Origin of the sequence: Blastococcus saxobsidens (genome assembly GCF_010682065.1) — a bacterium.
Taxonomy (GTDB): domain Bacteria; phylum Actinomycetota; class Actinomycetes; order Mycobacteriales; family Geodermatophilaceae; genus Blastococcus; species Blastococcus saxobsidens_B.
The window spans coordinates 178436-194433 of record NZ_JAAGWG010000002.1 but is presented as its reverse complement, the minus strand read 5'-3'; the positions used below and the strand labels follow the sequence as shown (position 1 = coordinate 194433).

The 15998-nt window shown below is 74.2% G+C and carries 16 protein-coding genes and 1 riboswitch; of the genes, 9 read left to right on the top strand and 7 right to left on the bottom strand.

Features of this window, described 5'->3' with window-relative positions; translation table 11 throughout:
• Positions 1 to 43: 43 nt before the first annotated feature.
• The 4 genes from GCU60_RS02015 (at position 44) to GCU60_RS20020 (ending at position 4341) form a co-directional block, all read left to right on the top strand.
• Positions 44 to 367 (top strand): hypothetical protein, encoded by a 324-nt coding sequence (locus tag GCU60_RS02015; protein ID WP_163201946.1) that lies wholly within the window; start codon positions 44 to 46, stop codon positions 365 to 367.
• Positions 368 to 553: 186 nt separating this feature from the next.
• A riboswitch (cyclic di-AMP (ydaO/yuaA leader) is annotated at positions 554 to 730 on the top strand.
• 17 nt (positions 731 to 747) lie between these two features.
• Positions 748 to 1836, top strand: a complete 1089-nt coding sequence (locus tag GCU60_RS02010) for an NlpC/P60 family protein (RefSeq protein WP_163201945.1) — start codon at positions 748 to 750, stop codon at positions 1834 to 1836.
• A 103-nt stretch (positions 1837 to 1939) separates the two neighbouring features.
• Positions 1940 to 3220: a M48 family metalloprotease gene (locus GCU60_RS20860; protein ID WP_163201944.1), complete on the top strand. Its 1281-nt coding sequence runs from the start codon at positions 1940 to 1942 to the stop codon at positions 3218 to 3220.
• Positions 3217 to 4341 (top strand): glycosyltransferase, encoded by a 1125-nt coding sequence (locus tag GCU60_RS20020; RefSeq protein ID WP_163201943.1) that lies wholly within the window; start codon positions 3217 to 3219, stop codon positions 4339 to 4341. Before GCU60_RS20860 ends, GCU60_RS20020 begins: the two co-directional genes overlap by 4 nt.
• Before the next feature lie 44 nt (positions 4342 to 4385).
• Here GCU60_RS20020 and GCU60_RS01995 read toward each other — a convergent pair whose 3' ends face one another.
• Positions 4386 to 6179 carry an AMP-binding protein gene (locus tag GCU60_RS01995; RefSeq protein ID WP_163201942.1) on the bottom strand — a complete coding sequence of 598 codons (1794 nt, stop codon included), beginning with the start codon at positions 6177 to 6179 and terminating at the stop codon, positions 4386 to 4388.
• 154 nt (positions 6180 to 6333) lie between these two features.
• On the opposite strand from GCU60_RS01995, the gene GCU60_RS01990 reads away from it, so the two are divergent.
• The 4 genes from GCU60_RS01990 to GCU60_RS01975 are packed head-to-tail and all read left to right on the top strand — an operon-like array spanning position 6334 to position 9228.
• Positions 6334 to 6765 (top strand): SRPBCC family protein, encoded by a 432-nt coding sequence (locus GCU60_RS01990; protein WP_163201941.1) that lies wholly within the window; start codon positions 6334 to 6336, stop codon positions 6763 to 6765.
• A 5-nt stretch (positions 6766 to 6770) separates the two neighbouring features.
• Entirely contained in the window at positions 6771 to 7919 is a 1149-nt protein-coding gene (locus tag GCU60_RS01985) for an ArsA-related P-loop ATPase (protein WP_163201940.1), read from the top strand.
• Complete coding sequence (locus GCU60_RS01980) at positions 7916 to 8242, top strand: hypothetical protein (protein WP_163201939.1); 327 nt, start codon at positions 7916 to 7918, stop codon at positions 8240 to 8242. The genes GCU60_RS01985 and GCU60_RS01980 overlap by 4 nt, the downstream gene beginning before the upstream one ends.
• Complete coding sequence (locus GCU60_RS01975; protein ID WP_163201938.1) at positions 8239 to 9228, top strand: ROK family glucokinase; 990 nt, start codon at positions 8239 to 8241, stop codon at positions 9226 to 9228. Before GCU60_RS01980 ends, GCU60_RS01975 begins: the two co-directional genes overlap by 4 nt.
• A 4-nt stretch (positions 9229 to 9232) precedes the next feature.
• On the opposite strand, the gene GCU60_RS01970 is transcribed toward GCU60_RS01975, so the two are convergent.
• The 3 genes from GCU60_RS01970 to GCU60_RS01960 are packed head-to-tail and all read right to left on the bottom strand — an operon-like array spanning position 9233 to position 12029.
• On the bottom strand, positions 9233 to 10462 hold the full coding sequence (locus GCU60_RS01970) for a TIGR00300 family protein (protein WP_163201937.1): 1230 nt from the start codon (positions 10460 to 10462) through the stop codon (positions 9233 to 9235).
• Positions 10463 to 10491: 29 nt separating this feature from the next.
• Positions 10492 to 11214: a hypothetical protein gene (locus GCU60_RS01965; protein ID WP_163201936.1), complete on the bottom strand. Its 723-nt coding sequence runs from the start codon at positions 11212 to 11214 to the stop codon at positions 10492 to 10494.
• On the bottom strand, positions 11211 to 12029 hold the full coding sequence (locus GCU60_RS01960) for an alpha/beta hydrolase (protein WP_345770328.1): 819 nt from the start codon (positions 12027 to 12029) through the stop codon (positions 11211 to 11213). Before GCU60_RS01960 ends, GCU60_RS01965 begins: the two co-directional genes overlap by 4 nt.
• A 110-nt stretch (positions 12030 to 12139) precedes the next feature.
• Here GCU60_RS01960 and GCU60_RS01955 point away from each other — a divergent pair, with 110 nt between their 5' ends.
• A complete protein-coding gene (locus GCU60_RS01955; protein WP_345770327.1) occupies positions 12140 to 12901 on the top strand; it encodes a lysophospholipid acyltransferase family protein in 762 nt (253 codons plus the stop codon).
• 4 nt (positions 12902 to 12905) lie between these two features.
• Here the strand turns inward: GCU60_RS01955 and GCU60_RS01950 are convergent, their stop codons facing one another.
• The 3 genes from GCU60_RS01950 to GCU60_RS01940 are packed head-to-tail and all read right to left on the bottom strand — an operon-like array spanning position 12906 to position 15986.
• Positions 12906 to 13493 carry a TetR/AcrR family transcriptional regulator gene (locus GCU60_RS01950; protein WP_163201935.1) on the bottom strand — a complete coding sequence of 196 codons (588 nt, stop codon included), beginning with the start codon at positions 13491 to 13493 and terminating at the stop codon, positions 12906 to 12908.
• A gap of 16 nt (positions 13494 to 13509) precedes the next feature.
• Positions 13510 to 14460, bottom strand: coding sequence for an alpha/beta fold hydrolase (locus GCU60_RS01945; RefSeq protein WP_163201934.1), 951 nt, complete (start codon positions 14458 to 14460; stop codon positions 13510 to 13512).
• Positions 14457 to 15986 (bottom strand): NAD(P)-binding domain-containing protein, encoded by a 1530-nt coding sequence (locus tag GCU60_RS01940; RefSeq protein ID WP_163201933.1) that lies wholly within the window; start codon positions 15984 to 15986, stop codon positions 14457 to 14459. The genes GCU60_RS01945 and GCU60_RS01940 overlap by 4 nt, the downstream gene beginning before the upstream one ends.
• Positions 15987 to 15998: the final 12 nt, after the last annotated feature.

Genomic DNA, 15998 nt, shown 5'->3' with positions numbered 1-15998 from the left:
GGGTCCTCCTAGCGTGCGCAGCGACTCACGGAGGAGAGAAGCGATGCTCATCGACTGCGACACCTGCACCGTCCGGGGGACCGGCTGCGCCGACTGCGTCGTCACCGTCCTGCTGGGTGCCCCACCGGGATGGCAGGGGGTGGACCCGGTGGTGGTGGTCCCGATGACCGGCCGTGCCCGACCCGGCGCCGGAGCCACGGCGGAGGACGCCGTCGTCCCGCCGCCCGGCGTGGTCGTGGAGTTCGACGACGTCGAGCGCCGGGCCGTGCGGGCGCTGGCCGACGGGGGCCTGGTGCCGCCGCTGCGGCACCGGGACGGCGCCGTGGACGAGGGCGGCGACGGGTCGCGCGGACGCCGGATCGGCTGACCGCGGGCCCGTCCGTGGCGTCCGCCGCCCCTACACCCCGAGACCCCTACCACGGCGCAGGCGCGCCCAGTGGGGCGGGATGTTCGTCACACACGTATCACGCCCCTCCATTTGTCACGCCTTTGTCACGGTCGTAGGGTCGTCGCCGTTCGGTCGGGCGGTCGTCATCCGCAGAGGGGTGACCTCGACCGTTCACCGCCTAATCACCGCACGGCGCGCAGTACCGGCGCCCGAGGTGAACCGGGGACCCACCGCAGTTCTGGGGTGAGTTCTCCCGCGGCCGGCTCGCCGGCCCGGGGGATAGGGCCAGTCTTCCCAGCCCGAACCCGTCAGCTAACTCGGTAGGCGGTCGTAGCGGAAGAAATGGAGAGCCGCCGCACGTGGCGACCCCTCACGCCCCACTCACGCATGCCCGCGCACAGCTGCACACCGATCGCCAGGCCGGCACCCGTGCCCGCCGTTTCGGCCCGCTGCGCTCCGCACTCCTCGTCGGCGCCACCGCCGCGCTGACCCTGACCGTCCTCCCCGGCACCGCCTCGGCCGTGCCCGGCGACGCGGTCACCGCCGACCAGGCCGCCGCTCAGGTCGCCGAGGCCAGCCACGAGCTGGAGATCGTCACCGAGAAGCTCAACGAGGCGAAGGTCGTCCTCGAGCGCCACCGGAGCGACGTCCGCGAGGCCGCCGAGGCCGCGGAAGCCGCCGAGGGGCGCCTGGACGCCCTCGACGGGCAGATCCGCCAGCTCGCCCGCATCGCCTACACCGGCGGCAGCGTCTCGCAGCTCGACGTGCTGCTGACCAGCGGCTCCGCCGACGAGATGGTCTCCCAGCTGGGCACCCTCGACGCCATCGCCGGCCACACCAACGAGGTGCTCGGCGAGGTGTCCCTGGTCGCCGACGAGGCCGAGGCCTCCCGCGACGCCGCGGACGAGGCCACGGCCGAGGCGCAGCGCGCGGTCGACGAGATCGCCGAGCAGCAGCGGGAGCTCGAGTCGAGGATCGCCGAGTACCAGCGCCAGTACGACCGGCTCAGCGCGCCGCAGCAGGCCGAGGTGGCCCGGGCGCACGGCGGGGACACCCAGCCCGCGCCCGCGCCCACCAGCGTCGTCGCGGCCAGCTCGGCCGCCCAGGTGGCCGTGAACACCGCGCTGGCCCAGGTCGGCGACCCCTACGTCTGGGGTGCCGGCGGCCCGAACGCCTTCGACTGCTCGGGTCTGACGTCCTACGCCTACGCGGCGGCCGGCGTGAGCCTCCCGCACTCGAGCAAGTCGCAGTCGCAGACGGGCACGCCGGTCTCGCGCAGCGCCCTGCAGCCCGGCGACCTGGTGTTCTTCTACAGCCCGGTGAGCCACGTGGGCATGTACATCGGCAACGGCCAGATGGTGCACGCCTCGACCTCCGGCCAGCCGGTCAAGGTCGCGAGCCTGGACTCGATGCCGAACTACAACAGCGCCCGCCGCATCGCCGGCTGACGACCCCCGACCGACGCCGGGCCGGTGATCCCTGACGGGGTCACCGGCCCGGCGTCGTCCGGTGGCCGGACCCCGGCCCGAGGGGCTCACTAGGATCGGTCGGGTGCGGCGAGGCGGGCGGTCAGGAGCTCGCACCGCGCTCGCCGTGGCGCTGCTCCTCGGGGTTGCCGCCCTGCTCGTCGTCGTCCTCCGGACGCCCTGGGACGTGCTGCCCGTGCCGCCGGGTGGCCGCACCGCGCCGGACCCGACGGCGGGGCTGGACGCCGACCAGGTGGCGCGCGCCGAGGAGTTCGCCGGGGCGCTACGGCCGGCGTCGCTGGTCTCGATCTCGCTGGGGCTCGCCGCCTCCGCCCTGCTGGGTCTGACCCGCCTCGGCGCGCGGCTCGTGCAGGCCGCGGGAGCCCCACTGCGCGGTCGGTGGGCCGGGCAGGTGCTGCTCGGTGTGCCGGCGCTGGTCGTCGTCGGCCGCCTGGTCACGCTGCCGGTGTCGGCCTACGCCGAGGTGGTCCGGCACCGCTACGGCCTCTCCACCCGCGGCTGGGGCCTGTGGCTGCGCGACGTCGCCGTGTCGCTGGCGATCAGCGCGGTGCTGACGACGCTGGTCGTGCTGGCCTTCCTGTGGCTCGTCCGCCGAGCACCGCGGACCTGGTGGGCCTGGTCCGGCCTGGCGGCCGCGACGCTGGTGGTGGTGGGCTCCTTCCTCTACCCGGTGGTCATCGAGCCGGCCTTCAACCGGTTCGAGCCGCTGCCGGCGGGCGAGCTGCGCAGCGACCTGCTGGCCCTGGCCGAGGAGAACGGCACCCCGGTCCAGGACGTCCTGGTGTCCGACGCCTCCCGCCGGACGACGGCGCTCAACGCCTACGTCTCGGGGTTCGGCTCGACCCGCCGGGTGGTCGTCTACGACACGCTCCTCGACCGGCTGCCCGACGCCGAGATCGAGGCCATCGTGGCCCACGAGCTCGGTCACGTCGCCAACGACGACGTCCTCACCGGCACGCTCATGGGCGCGCTGGGAGCCGGCGCCGCGACCGCCCTGCTCGGCTGGCTGCTGTCCTGGGCGCCGCTGCTGCGCCGCGCCGGCGCGGAGGCTCCCGGCGACCCCCGCGTGGTGCCCCTGCTGCTGCTCCTCGTCTCCGTCGGCGGGCTGCTGGGCACCCCGCTGCAGAACCTGGTCTCCCGGCAGATCGAGGCGCGCGCCGACGTGCACGCGCTGGACCTGACGCGGGATCCCGAGGCGTTCATCGCCATGCAGCGCCGGCTCTCGACGACCAACCTCGGCGACCCCGATCCGCCGGCCGCCTGGCACTGGTACTTCGGCAGCCACCCCACGGCCGCCCAGCGGATCGCGCTGGCCCAGGACTGGCAGCGGCTGGAGGAGGGGTGAGCCGCACCCTCGTCGTCACCAACGACTTCCCCCCACGGCAGGGCGGGATCCAGACCTTCGTGGCCGCGCTGCTGGAGCGCCGGCCGCCGGACTCGCTGGTCGTCCTGGCCTCCGACGCGCCGGGCTCGGCGGAGCACGACGCCGCGCTGCCCTACCCGGTGGTCCGGCGGCCCACCGGGATGCTGCTGCCCACCCGCGGCACGGCCCGCGCCGCGGTCGAGCTGGTCGAGCGCTTCGGCTGCGACACGGCGTTCTTCGGGGCGGCCGCCCCGCTGGGGCTGCTGGCGCCGCAGCTGCGCCGGGCCGGCGTCCGGCACCTGGTCGGCGCCACCCACGGGCACGAGACCGGCTGGGTGGCCCTGCCGGGCAGCCGGCAGGTGATGCAGCGGATCGCGTCGGGGCTCGACGTCGTCACCTACATCAGCGAGTACACCCGCGACCGGCTCGCCCCGGCGCTGGCCGACCGCACCCGGCTCGCCCAGCTCTCGCCCGGGGTCGACGTCGACCGGTTCACCCCGGACGTCGACGGGACCGCCGTGCGCCGCCGGTGGGGCCTCGGGGACGCGCCCGTGGTGGTCTGCGTGTCCCGACTGGTGGCCCGCAAGGGGCAGGACGTGCTCGTGGCTGCCTGGCCCCGCGTGCTCGCCCGGCACCCCGGTGCCCGGCTGCTCCTCGTCGGGGGCGGCCCCGACGAGGCGGCCCTGCGCCGCGCGGTCGGCGCCGCGGGGCTGCAGGACTCCGTCGTCCTGACCGGGCCGGTGGGCTCCGACGAGCTGCCGCAGCACTACGCGGCAGGGGACGTCTTCGCCATGCCCTGCCGGACCCGCCGCGGGGGGCTGGACGTCGAGGGGCTCGGGATGGTGTTCCTGGAGGCCGCGGCCTGCGGGCGCCCGGTGGTCGCCGGCACGTCGGGTGGGGCGCCGGAGGCGGTGGCCGACGGCGTCACCGGCCACGTCGTCGACCCCCGGTCACCCGAGGCGGTGGCCGGCGCGCTGGCCGGACTCCTGGACGACCCGGCGCGTGCCCGGGCCATGGGGACGGCCGGCCGGGCCTGGGTCGAGCGGCGGTGGTCCTGGACGACCATCGCCGCCACGTTCGCGGAGCTCCTGGAGAAGCACTGAGCCCCGCCCCGCGCGAGGCGGGGCGGGGCTCAGGTCGGGAAGGTCTAGCGCGCGTACAGCGAGTCGACCTCGGAGCCGAACTCCTTCATGACCACGTTGCGCTTGAGCTTCAGGCTCGGCGTCAGCATCCCGTTGTCCTCGGTGAAGTCGGTCGCCAGCACCGTGAACTTCTTGATGGCCTCGGCCTGGGACACCGCCTTGTTCGCATCCTTCACCGCGGAGTCGATCTCGGCGAGCACGTCGGCGTCCTCACGCAGCTGCTCGGCGGTGAGGCCGGTGTCCTTGCCCTTGGACTCCAGCCACTGCGGCAGGGCCTCCTCGTCCAGGGTGATCAGCGCGGCGATGTAGGGGCGCTGGTCGCCGACGACGATGCACTGGCTGACCAGCCGGTGGGCCCGGATCTGGTCCTCCAGGACGGCGGGCGCGACGTTCTTGCCGCCCGCGGTCACCAGGATCTCCTTCTTGCGGCCGGTGATCGTGAGGAAGCCGTCGTCGTCCAGCACGCCGATGTCGCCGGTGTGGAAGAAGCCGTCGGAGTCGATGGCCTCCTTCGTGGCGTCCTCGTTGCGCCAGTAGCCGCGCATCACGATGCCGCCCTTGATGAGCACCTCGCCGTCCTCGGCGATCCGGAACTCGACACCGGGCAGCGGCCGGCCGACGGTACCGATGCGCAGCGCCTCGTCGTGGTTGACCGATGCGGCGGCGGTGGTCTCGGTGAGGCCGTAGCCCTCGAAGACGGTGACGCCGATGCCGCGGTAGAAGTGGCCGAGCCGCTCGCCGAGCGGGGCGCCGCCGGAGATCGCGCCCAGGCAGCGGCCACCGAGCGCGGCGCGCAGCTTGCCGTAGACGAGCTTGTCGAACAGGGCGTGCTGCACCTTCAGGCCGAGACCGGCGCCGCCGGTGTCCTGGGCGCGCGACCAGTCGATGGCGACCTGGGCCGCCTTGTCGAAGATCTTGCCCTTGCCGTCGCCCTCCGCCTTCGCCTTGGCCTGGTTGAAGACCTTCTCGAACACGCGGGGGACGGCCAGGACGAAGGTCGGCTTGAACTCGCCGAGGTCCTCGACCAGGTTCTTCACGTCCGGGGTGTGCCCGATGACGGTGCGGTTCTTGACGGCGCCGACCTGCAGGACGCGGGCCAGGACGTGCGCCAGCGGGATGAACAGCAGCAGCGAGCCCTGCACGCTCATGAAGCGGTCCAGCAGGGTGATCCCGTTGCCGATCTCGAACAGGAAGTTCGAGTGCGTGAGCTCGCAGCCCTTGGGCCGGCCGGTGGTGCCGCTGGTGTAGATCAGCGTCGCGACGCTCTCGGCGTTCAGCGTGGCCCGGCGGGCCTCCAGCTCGCTGTCGGGCACGTCCGCGCCGGCGGTGGTCAGCTGCTCGAGCGCGCCGTCGTCGATGACGTGCACGGTCTTGAGGTCCGGCGCCTGGTCGCGCACCGAGGCGATCGCCTCCGCGTGCTCGTCGCGCTCCACGACCGCGGCGGTGGCCCCGGAATCGGCGAGGATCCAGGCGACCTGGTCGGCGCTGGACGTCTCGTAGATCGGGACGACGACGGCGCCGGCGGTCCAGATCGCGAAGTCCAGGACGGTCCACTCGTAGCGGGTCTTGGCCTGGAGGGCGACCCGGTCACCAGCGGCGACGCCGGAGGCGATGAGCCCCTTGGCGACGCCGCGGACCTCGGCGCCGAACTGACCCCAGGTGACGTCGGTCCACCGGCCGGCCACCTGCCGCCGCAACCCGACCTCGTCTCCGTGCTCGGCCACGTTTGCGGTGAGCATGTCGGTCAGGGCCTCGTCGGCCCCGACCTGGTAGGTCGCTGGAACGCTGAACTCGCGCACGCCCGGTCCTCTCCTCCCCGGCCGTCGCCCGGCACCGTCGCCGGCGACCCCGGCCCGGGGACGTCGGCGTCAATCTAACGTCTCTAGCTACCCGGGAGTAGCCGAGCTTCGGCCCCGACCCTCCTGGTGGCCCCCGAGCGGCTAGCCTGCTGCCATGGCGGACCAGTCCACCCAGTCGATCGTCGTCGAGGCGCCCGCGGCCCAGGTCATGGCGGTCATCGCCGACTTCCCCGCGTATCCGCAGTGGGTCGCCGCCGCCAAGAAGGTCGAGGTGCTCGAGAGCGGCGAGGACGGGCGCGCCCGCCGCGTGCACTTCGTGCTCGACGCCGGTGCGGTCAAGGACGACTACGTCCTCGAGTACACCTGGGACGACGACCGCCGCGTCTCCTGGACCCTCGTCAAGGGCCAGATGCAGAAGCGGCAGGAGGGCTCCTACACGCTCAGCGAGAGCGGGGGGCGCACCGAGGTGACCTACTCGATCACCATCGATCTCTCCATCCCGATGCTCGGCATGATCAAGCGCAAGGCGGAGAAGGTCATCCTCGACACCGCCCTCAAGGAGCTCAAGAAGCGCGTCGAGAGCTGAGCGGCGTGCGCACCCTGCTCGTCACCGGCCCGGGCGGCGCCGGTTCCTCGACGGTGGCGGCCGCGGCCGCGGTCCGCGCCGCCCGGTCGGGTCGCTCGACACTGCTGCTCGGCCGGCAGCCCTCCCCGGTGCAGGGCCTGGACGACGAGCCCGGGCTGCAGCTCGGCCGCATCTCCGGCACCCGTGCGGTGGCCGACCTGTGGTCGGCGCACTCCGGGGCGCTCGCCGGCCTGGCGCCGCACCTGACGCTGCCGCCGGCCACCTCCGTCGTCCCCCTGCCGGGGAGCGAGGAGCTCGCCCTCCTCGCCGCGCTCGGTGACGCGGAGGCCGACCTGGTGGTCGTGGACGCCGGACCACTGGACGACGCGCTGCGGCTGCTCGCCCTCCCGGCCGCGCTGCGCTGGTGGACCGGGCTGGCGCTGCCGCCGACGGTGCGTGCGCTGGCCGCGGTGCGCACGGCGGCGGTGGGCGCCGGCGCGGTGAAGCGAGGGCCGCTCGACGCCGCGCTGGCGGTCCTCCCGGTGGTCGAGGGGCTGCTCGCCCGTGACCGGCTCGCCGATCCGACCGGGACCGCGGTCTGGTTGACCGCCCCCGCCCGCAGCTCCGCCGTCGGCGCGCTGCGCAGCGCCACGACGGTGCTCGGCCTGCACGGTCTGCGGCCCGCGGCGGTGCTCGCCCGCGTCCTCCCCACCGCAGGTGCGGGGGAGTGGTGGGAGCACCGGGCGGCGGAGCAGGACGACGCCGTCGCCGGGCTGGGCGCGCTCGCGCCGGTGCACGCCGTCCCGGAGGCCACCGGCGACCCGGCCGACGTGCCCCGTGCGCTCGGGCTGGTCGAGGGGCTGGACCTGCCGACGGCCGGCGGGACGCCCGCCCCCGAGCCACGGCGGGGCGAGACCGGCTGGCAGCTGACCGTGCCGCTGCCCTTCGCCGAGCGGCCGCAGGTCTCCCTGACCCGGTGGGGCGATGACCTCGTGGTGGCCGTGGGGGAGGATCGACGTTCGTTGCGGCTGGACTCGCTGCTGCGCCGGTGCGAGGTGACCGGGGGACGGCTCGCCGACCCCGGGAGCGCGCAGGCGCGGCTCGAGGTCAGTTTCCGACCGGATCCGCAGCAGTGGCCGGCCGATCTCCTGGCCGCCGAGGGGAGGACCTCATGACGACCGGTGCCGACTGGATCGAGCAGGCCCGGCGTCTGCTCGACGCCGTCCGCGGTCCCGAGCCGACCGACGCCGCCACCTCCGCGGACCACGCGGCGGACTGCCGCTGGTGCCCGGTGTGCCAGGCCGCCGCGGTCGTCCGCGGTGAGCGCCCGGAGGTCACCGCCGCGCTGGCCGACGTCCTCACCACCGCTGCCGCCGCCCTGCGGACGTTCGCCGCGGACGCGGCCCAGCACGTGCAGCCGGCGCCCGAGGCGGAGGACGAGCCCGCGGCCGGGGCGGAGGAGCCGCCGCCGCAGGCGCAGCGGATCGACATCGCGTGACCGCCGGCGACGCGCAGGAGCTGCCGGCGCTCGGCATCGACATCGGCGGCACGAAGGTCGCCGGGGGGCTGGTGGCGCCCGACGGCACGATCCTGGCCACCGCGCGCCGGGCCACCCCCGGAGCGTCGGTCAGCGAGACCGAGGACGCCATCGCCGCCGTCGTGGAGGAGCTGGCCGAGGGGCACGACGGCGAGGTCGTCGGCGTCGGTGTCGGCGCCGCGGGCTGGTTCGACCGGACCGGCGACACCGTGCTGTTCAGCCCGCACCTCGCCTGGCGGAACTCGACCCTGCGCAAGGACCTGGGCGCCCGGTTGCAGCGGCCGCTGTGGGTGGGCAACGACGCGGACGCCGCGGCCTGGGCCGAGTACCGCTACGGCGCCGCCCGGGGCGCCGACCTGGCGCTGATGATCACCCTGGGCACGGGCATCGGGGGCGGGATCGTGCTCGACGGCCGGCTCCGCCGCGGTGCGCACGGGGTGGCGGGCGAGTGGGGCCACATGCGCGTGGTCCCCGACGGGCGGCTGTGCGCGTGCGGCAACCGCGGCTGCTGGGAGCAGTACGCCAGCGGCACCGCGCTCGGCCAGACCGCCCGGGAGGTGGCGCGCACGTCACCGGCGGCTGCCGCGCTGCTGCTCGAGCGGGTGGACTGCGAGCCCGACCGACTCACCGGGGAGCACGTGGCGCGCGCCGCCTACGACGGCGACCCGCTGGCCCTGGAGCTGGTCACCGAGGTCGGCTACTGGCTCGGTCAGGGCATCGCCGACCTCGCCGCGGTGCTGGACCCGGAGGTGGTCGTCATCGGCGGCGGCGTGAGCGTGCTGGGCGAGATGGTGCTGCGGCCGGCCCGCGAGCGGCTGGACCGCGCGCTGCCCGGCCGCGGGTTCCGCCCCGGACCACGCGTGGTCGCCGCGGCCCTGGGCGCCCAGGCCGGCATCGTCGGCGCCGCCGACCTCGTGCGGAAGGCCGTCGCGGAGGGCGAGGCCTGACCGGTCAGCAGAGCTCCCGGGCCAGGTGCTCGAGGAACAGGCCGATGTCGGTGACGATGCCGATGGCCTGGGCGCTGCCGCGGTCGGCGAGCTTGGTGACGGTGGCCGGGTTGATGTCCACGCACACCAGCGGGACGGACGCCGGCAGCAGGTTCCCGGTGGCGATGGAGTGCAGCATCGTGGCGACCATGATGGCGAAACCGACGTCGTGCAGCTCGGCCCGCATGGCGCGCTGACCGTCGATCACGTCGGTGTGCACGTCGGGCAGCGGGCCGTCGTCGCGCACCGAGCCGACCAGCACGAACGGCCGGCCGGCCCCGACCATCGCATGCATGACGCCGCCGGTGAGGACGCCGGAGTCGACGGCCGCCCGGATCGACCCCGCGGCCCGGATGGTGTTGATCGCCCGGATGTGGTGCTCGTGGCCGTGCGGGACCCCCGATCCCTTGGCCAGGTCCACGCCCAGGGAGGTGCCGAACAGCGCCGACTCGATGTCGTGCGTGGCCAGGGCGTTGCCGGCGAACAGCACGTCGACCCAGCCGGCGCGGACCAGGCGCACCATCGCCGGGGAGGCGCCGGTGTGCACCACCGCCGGGCCGCCGACCCAGAGGATCCGTCTGCCCTCGGCCTTGACCTCCCGCATCCGCTCGGCGATCTGGCGCACCAGCAGCGCCTGCGGCTTCTCGCTGGACACCGCCGAGCTCATGAAGCCGAAGTCGTCGTCGCTGCCCTTCGGCGCGGCCGGCGGCAGCTCCACCCGGACGCCGGAGGCGCCGCACACCACGGCGTCGCCCGCCCGGACGTCGCTGACCGGCACCGTGTCGACGACGGAGCGCCCGTCCTCCTCGGTGACCACGAGCCCGCAGTCCATCTCGGGGCGGCGGACCCGGAGCCACTCGCCGTCCAGCCGCACGAGGGTGTCGAGGTTGGTCGTGGAGTAGAAGTCGTCGGGGAAGACACCGTCGGCCGGGGCCGGCCGGGTGGTGGCGGTGCCGGGGTCGATCGGGTTGGCGCCGTGCACCTGCACCCGCATGAGGATGCGGTCGAGGCGCTCGGCCTCGTCGGCCCGCACCTCGATCAGCGCCGTCGACTCGTCCTCGTGCTCGCGGCCGAGGTCGAGGTCGGTGATCCGGTAGTCGCCCCCGTACTCCAGGACGTCGTCGAGCACCCGGGCCAGGATCCCGGTGTCCATCAGGTGGCCGGTGAGGGTGACGACGGCGGTGACGCTGCTCACGTCGCGCACCGTAGCCCGCGGCCGGGGCGCTACACGACCGCGCCGTCGTCCCCGTCGTCGACCGACCGCTCCCGCATGCGCGAGACCAGCACGGCCGCACCGCCGGCGACGATCGCGACGCCCAGGACCAGCCCGGCGTCACCGGAGAGGCCGATCACCTCGGGGGCGCCGATGAGCAGCACGCCGGCGAGCACGAGCAGCACCGCGTACAGGACGGCGGGGGCGGGCACCGGCAGCGGCGGGGGCGGTGGCGGCTCGTAGTGCTCCTCGGGCCGGTCCAGGATCGGGATCTCCGCCGGCGGCGGAACAGCGGCGTCCGAGGGCTGCTCGTCGAGGACCGTCCGCCCGTGCTCGGCCTCGAACGCGGCCACGATGCGCCGCCACTCGGCGTCCTGGTCGATGTCCCGGTCGGTGTCCCGGTCGATGTCCCGGTCGAGGTCCTGGCGCAGGGGGCGGGGCTCCGGCCGGGACGGCGGCACCGGGTGCTCGTCGGCGTACTGGTCGACCAGGCCGCGGGCCTCGGCGGTCCGGGTGCGGTCGACGAACAACCGGTCCGAGGGCGGGCTGGGCAGGAACACCGACCGGGTGTACGGGGCGACGTCCGCGGCCGGCTCCAGGTAGGCGGCGATCCCGGCGGCCTCGAGCACGTCGAGCAGGTGCTCGCCGACCCGTGGGTCCACGTCGCGCACCGGGCTCCAGAGGGTGGCGTCCAGACCGTTGTCGCGGCGGCCTCGCCCCCGTCGCTCGGTCACCGGCGGTCGGCCGGCGGTGCGTCGGGTTCGCCGGCCCGCACGTGGGCCCGGATCCACTCGGCCGAGCGGGCGAAGATCAGCGGGGCGTCGTTGTCCAGGGTGGCCACGTGGTAGCTGTCCCGGAGGACGACCTCCTCGGTGTCGGCGCTGGAGATCCCGTCGAGCAGCACCGTGCTGTTCACCGGCTCGACGACGTGGTCCTCGGCGCTGTGGAAGACGATGGTCGGCGCGGTGACCAGGGGCAGCTCGGCGCGGGTGGTGGCCCAGAGCCCGCGCAGCTGCATCATCGCCCGGGTCGGCAGCTTCGGATAGGCCAGCTCGGTGACGCCGGGCTTCTTGATGTCGCTGGCGATCGGCGCCCAGCTGCCGGTGAGGCGGGCGATCAGCGGCAGCAGCTTGGCGTCCAGCCGCTGGGTCATCAGCGCCGGGTTGACCAGCAGCAGCCCGGCGACGTCGTCCGGCCGCACCTGGGCCAGGCGGGTGGCCAGCGTGCCGCCCATCGACAGGCCCGCGACGAACACCCGGTCGCACCGGCCGGCGAGCTCGTCGAAGGCGTCCTCGACGGTGCCGGTCCACTGGTCGTGGGTGCTGGCGTTGCAGTCCTCCCAGCGGGTGCCGTGGCCGGGCAGCAGCGGGCAGCTGACGGCGAAGCCCTCGGCGGCCAGGTGCTCGCCCCAGGGCCGCATGCTCATCGGCGTGCCGGTGAACCCGTGCACGAGCAGCACGCCGGTGCGCCCGTCCGGGCCGTCGCCCCCGGGGAAGGAGAACGGCTCGGCGCCGGGCATGACCTCGGGGACAGGGGTCGGTCCGGGCACGGTGGTCCTCCTCGGCGTCCGGCTCGACGCCGGTGTCAGCTACCTCACGGTGGGCACCCGATTGTGATTCGAGCCCCAGGCTCCCTAGTCTGGCAGTCCCCGAGGGAGGCGTGTTGTTCTACTGGTTCCTCAAGTTCGTCGCGATCGGCCCGGCGGTGCGCGTGGTGTTCCGTCCGAAGGCCGAGGGCACCGAGCACGTGCCCGCGACGGGCGCAGCGATCCTGGCGAGCAACCACCTGTCGGCCGCCGACTGGATCTTCATGCCGCTTCAGCTCAAGCGGCGGGTCACCTTCCTGGCCAAGGCCGAGTACTTCACCGGCACGGGCGCGAAGGGGTTCCTCCAGCGGGCGTTCTTCACCGGCGCCGGCCAGGTGCCGATCGACCGGTCCAGCGCGTCGGCCGCGGAGGACGCGATCCAGACCGGGATCGGCACCCTGCACGAGGGCAAGCTGCTGGGCATCTACCCGGAGGGCACCCGCTCACCCGACGGACGCCTGTTCCGGGGCAAGATCGGCGTGGCCCGCATGGCGCTGGAGACCGGCTGCCCGGTCATCCCCGTCGCCATGTGCTACAGCAGCCGAAAGCTCCCGTTCGGCAAGAAGCTGACCCGGGTGAAGGTCGTCTTCGGCGAGCCGCTGGACTTCAGCCGCTACGAGGGCCTGGCCGGTGACCGCTTCGTCGAGCGCTCGATCACCGACGAGATCATGTACGAGATCATGACGCTGTCGGGCCAGGAGTACGTCGACGTCTACGGCGCCACCGTGAAGAAGTCGATGGACGCCACGGGGGCGAGCGCGAACGAGGTCGTCGCCACCCTGCAGCCGCCGGCCAACGAGGCCGCCGACCGCGCACCGACGTCCTTGGCGGGCTAGCGGTTCAGCGGGCGACGAGCCGGTCCAGGACGTCGCGCAGCAGTCCGAGCAGCTCGGTCCGGGGCAGCGTGGGCTCCGCGACCCACTGGCCGACCAGGTCCTCGGTGAAGGCGAACCAGGCCAGCACGAGCTGACGGCGCAGCGCGTCATCGGGCAGCTCGAGGGTGGTCAGCGCCAGCTCGACCAGCTTTCCGCGCGTCTCCTCGTACACCTCCGACACCCACGGGTCGCCACCGCCGGCGCCGCGCACGAAGGCCAGGTGGCTCTCGGGGAACGTCTCGACCCACCCGACGTAGCGGTCGAGCATGCCGGTGACCTGTTGCTCTGCCGGGGTGCCGGGCGCGGGGAGGAGGTGCTCGAGGAGCACGTCCGCCGCCGCACGGGTGACGGCGGTGTAGTACTCCCGCTTGGTCGCGAAGTAGTGGAACAGCAGGCTGCGGCTGATGCCGGCCCGCCGCGCCACCTCGTCGATGGTCAGCTCCTGCACCGGCGTCGTCGGCAGCAGCTCCAGCCCGATCTGCACCAGCTGCGCCCTCCGGTCCCCGGCGCTGCGGCGCAGCCGGGGGTGCTCGGGGCGGGAGGACGCCGTCATCGGCGCCGGCGAACCCTCATGCGGCGCTCCGGCCGGCGGCCGCCGCGGTGAGCAGCCGCTCGATCGCCTCGGCGACCAGCGGGGCGCCCTCCTGGGGCAGCATGTGGCCGGAGCGCGGGACGATCTGCAGCCGCGCGCCGGGAAGGGCCTCGGCCAGCTGGCGGCTGTGCCGCTTCGGGGTGAGCTTGTCGCTGTCCCCGACCAGGATCTCGACCGGCACGTTCGTCAGCGCCTCGAGCTCCGAGCGCTTGTCGTGCTGGCCGAGCGCCGGGTAGAAGGCGGCGAACGCCCGCACCGTCGACGCGTGCATGATCTCCGCCCCGGTCACCACCATCTCGTCGGTGGCGTCGGCGCCGTAGAGGAGCTCGCGCACGAGCTTCTGGTGGCGAGGGTGCGTGGGCGGCAGCAGCTGGCGCACCCGCTCGAACGCCCGCGCGCCACCGATCGCCACGGTGACCATGCCCGGGGCGAGCTTCAGCTGCAGCCGCTCGGCCAGGTTCTTCCCCGCCGGGGCCAGGTCGCCGGCTGACGTGGACACCAGCGCCACGCCCGTCACGCGCTCGCCGAACAGCTCCGGGAGGGCCGCGGCCAGGCACATGATCGTCATGCCGCCCATCGAGTGGCCGCCGAGCACCACGGGCCCGGAGGGGGCGAGCTCGTCGATCAGCGTGCCGAGGTCCTCGCCGAGCTGGTCGATGGAGAGCTCGGCGACGTCGTCGGCGTAGCGGCCCCAGGTGGAGCGGCCGTGCCCGCGCTGGTCGTAGCGGATCAGCCGCAGCTCGCCGGCGGCGACGCGCGGGGTGAGCAGCTCGGCGACGTCGTCCCAGGCGGCCTGGGCCAGCGTCCAGCCGTGCGCGAGGACGAGGGTGACCGGCGCGTCGTCGGACCCGTCGACGACGGCGTGGATGAGTGCGCCGTCCGCGGTGCGGACCGCGGCGACCTGGCGCAGCAGCGTCGGGACGGTCACGCGGCCACCTCCTGGCTCTGGGTGCCGGCGGGGACGCCGACGTAGTTCTCGCGGTCCAGCTGCCGCGTCAGCTTGCGGAAGCGGAAGGTGAAGTCCGGCCACAGCGTCGTGTTGTGCCCGTGCTTGTCCAGGTACCAGCTGGCGCACCCGCCGGCGAGCCACACGGTGCCCTTCGACTTCTCCGCGATCAGGGAGCGCCACGCCTCCTGGGCCTCGGGGGTGGTCTCGAGCACGGCGAGCCCCTCGGCGTCCATCGTCCTCAGCGCGTCGTCGACGTAGGCCACCTGGGACTCGATCATGTAGACCATCGACGTGTGGCCGACGCCGACGTTCGGGCCGACCAGCAGGAACATGTTCGGGAACCCGGCGACGGCGGCGCTGCGGTTGCTCACCATGCCGTCGGCCCAGACCTCGGCCAGGGAGCGGCCGTCGCGGCCGCGGATCCGCTCGGCGATCGGCAGGTCGGTGACGTGGAAGCCGGTGGCGAGCACGATCGTGTCCGTCGGCCGCTCGACGCCGTCCCTGGCGACGACCGAGTGCGGCCGGACCTCCTGGATGCCGGCGGTGACCAGCTCGGCGTTGGGGGCGGCGACCGCGGGGAAGTAGTCGTTGCTGATCAGGATCCGCTTGCAGCCGATCGTGTAGTCCGGCGTCAGCGCGCGGCGCAGCTTGGGATCGCGCACCTGGCGGTGCAGGTGGGCCTTCGCCAGCTTGCCGACGGGCTTGAGGAACCGCCGGTTCTTGGCCATCCCGATGACCAGGAACTCGCGGAAGAGGTAGAGGAACGCGCGGACGGCGTTCTGGAAGCCGGGGACCAGCTTGTAGAGGCGGCGCATCCACGGCTTGACCGGGTGGTCGGTGCGCGGCACCACCCAGGCCGGGGTGCGCTGGTAGACGGCCATGCTGCCGACGATCGGCTGGATGGCCGGGACCACCTGGATCGCCGAGGCGCCGGTGCCGATGACGGCGACGCGCTCGCCGGTGAGGTCGTGGGTGTCGTCCCAGCGGGCCGAGTGCATGACGGTGCCGGCGAAGGAGTCCAGCCCCGGGATGTCGGGGTAGGTCGGGTCGGCCAGCGCGCCGGCCGCGGAGACCAGGACGCGGGCGCTGAACTCACCGGCGGCGGTCGAGACCAGCCAGCGCTGGGCGGTGTCGTCCCAGCGGGCGGCGGTCACCTCGGCGCCGAAGACGCAGTGCCGGCGGACGTCGAAGCGGTCGGCCACCCCGCGCAGGTAGGCCTGGATCTCCGGCTGCTCGGAGTACGACCGGCCCCAGTCCGGGTTCTGGGCGAAGGAGAACGAGTAGAGGTTGGACTGCACGTCGCAGGCCGCACCCGGATAGGTGTTGTCGCGCCAGGTGCCGCCGACGTCGTCGGCCCGCTCCAGGAGGACGAAGTCGGACTCGCCGCGCCGCTTCAGCGCGATGGCCATGCCGAGACCGGCGAAGCCGGACCCGATGATCGCCGTCCTCACCTCCCGGACGGCGCCGGGCTGCGCGGGGGCGGGGCTCTCGAGCGTGCTGGTCACGAACGGCTCCTT

Excerpts from the sequence above, each read along its gene's own strand:
- GCU60_RS01950 (WP_163201935.1), bottom strand. The coding sequence starts at position 13,493 with ATGACGGCGTCCTCCCGCCCCGAGCACCCCCGGCTGCGCCGCAGCGCC.
- GCU60_RS01980 (WP_163201939.1), top strand. The coding sequence starts at position 7,916 with ATGACGACCGGTGCCGACTGGATCGAGCAGGCCCGGCGTCTGCTCGAC.
- GCU60_RS02015 (WP_163201946.1), top strand. The coding sequence starts at position 44 with ATGCTCATCGACTGCGACACCTGCACCGTCCGGGGGACCGGCTGCGCC.
- GCU60_RS01990 (WP_163201941.1), top strand. The coding sequence starts at position 6,334 with ATGGCGGACCAGTCCACCCAGTCGATCGTCGTCGAGGCGCCCGCGGCC.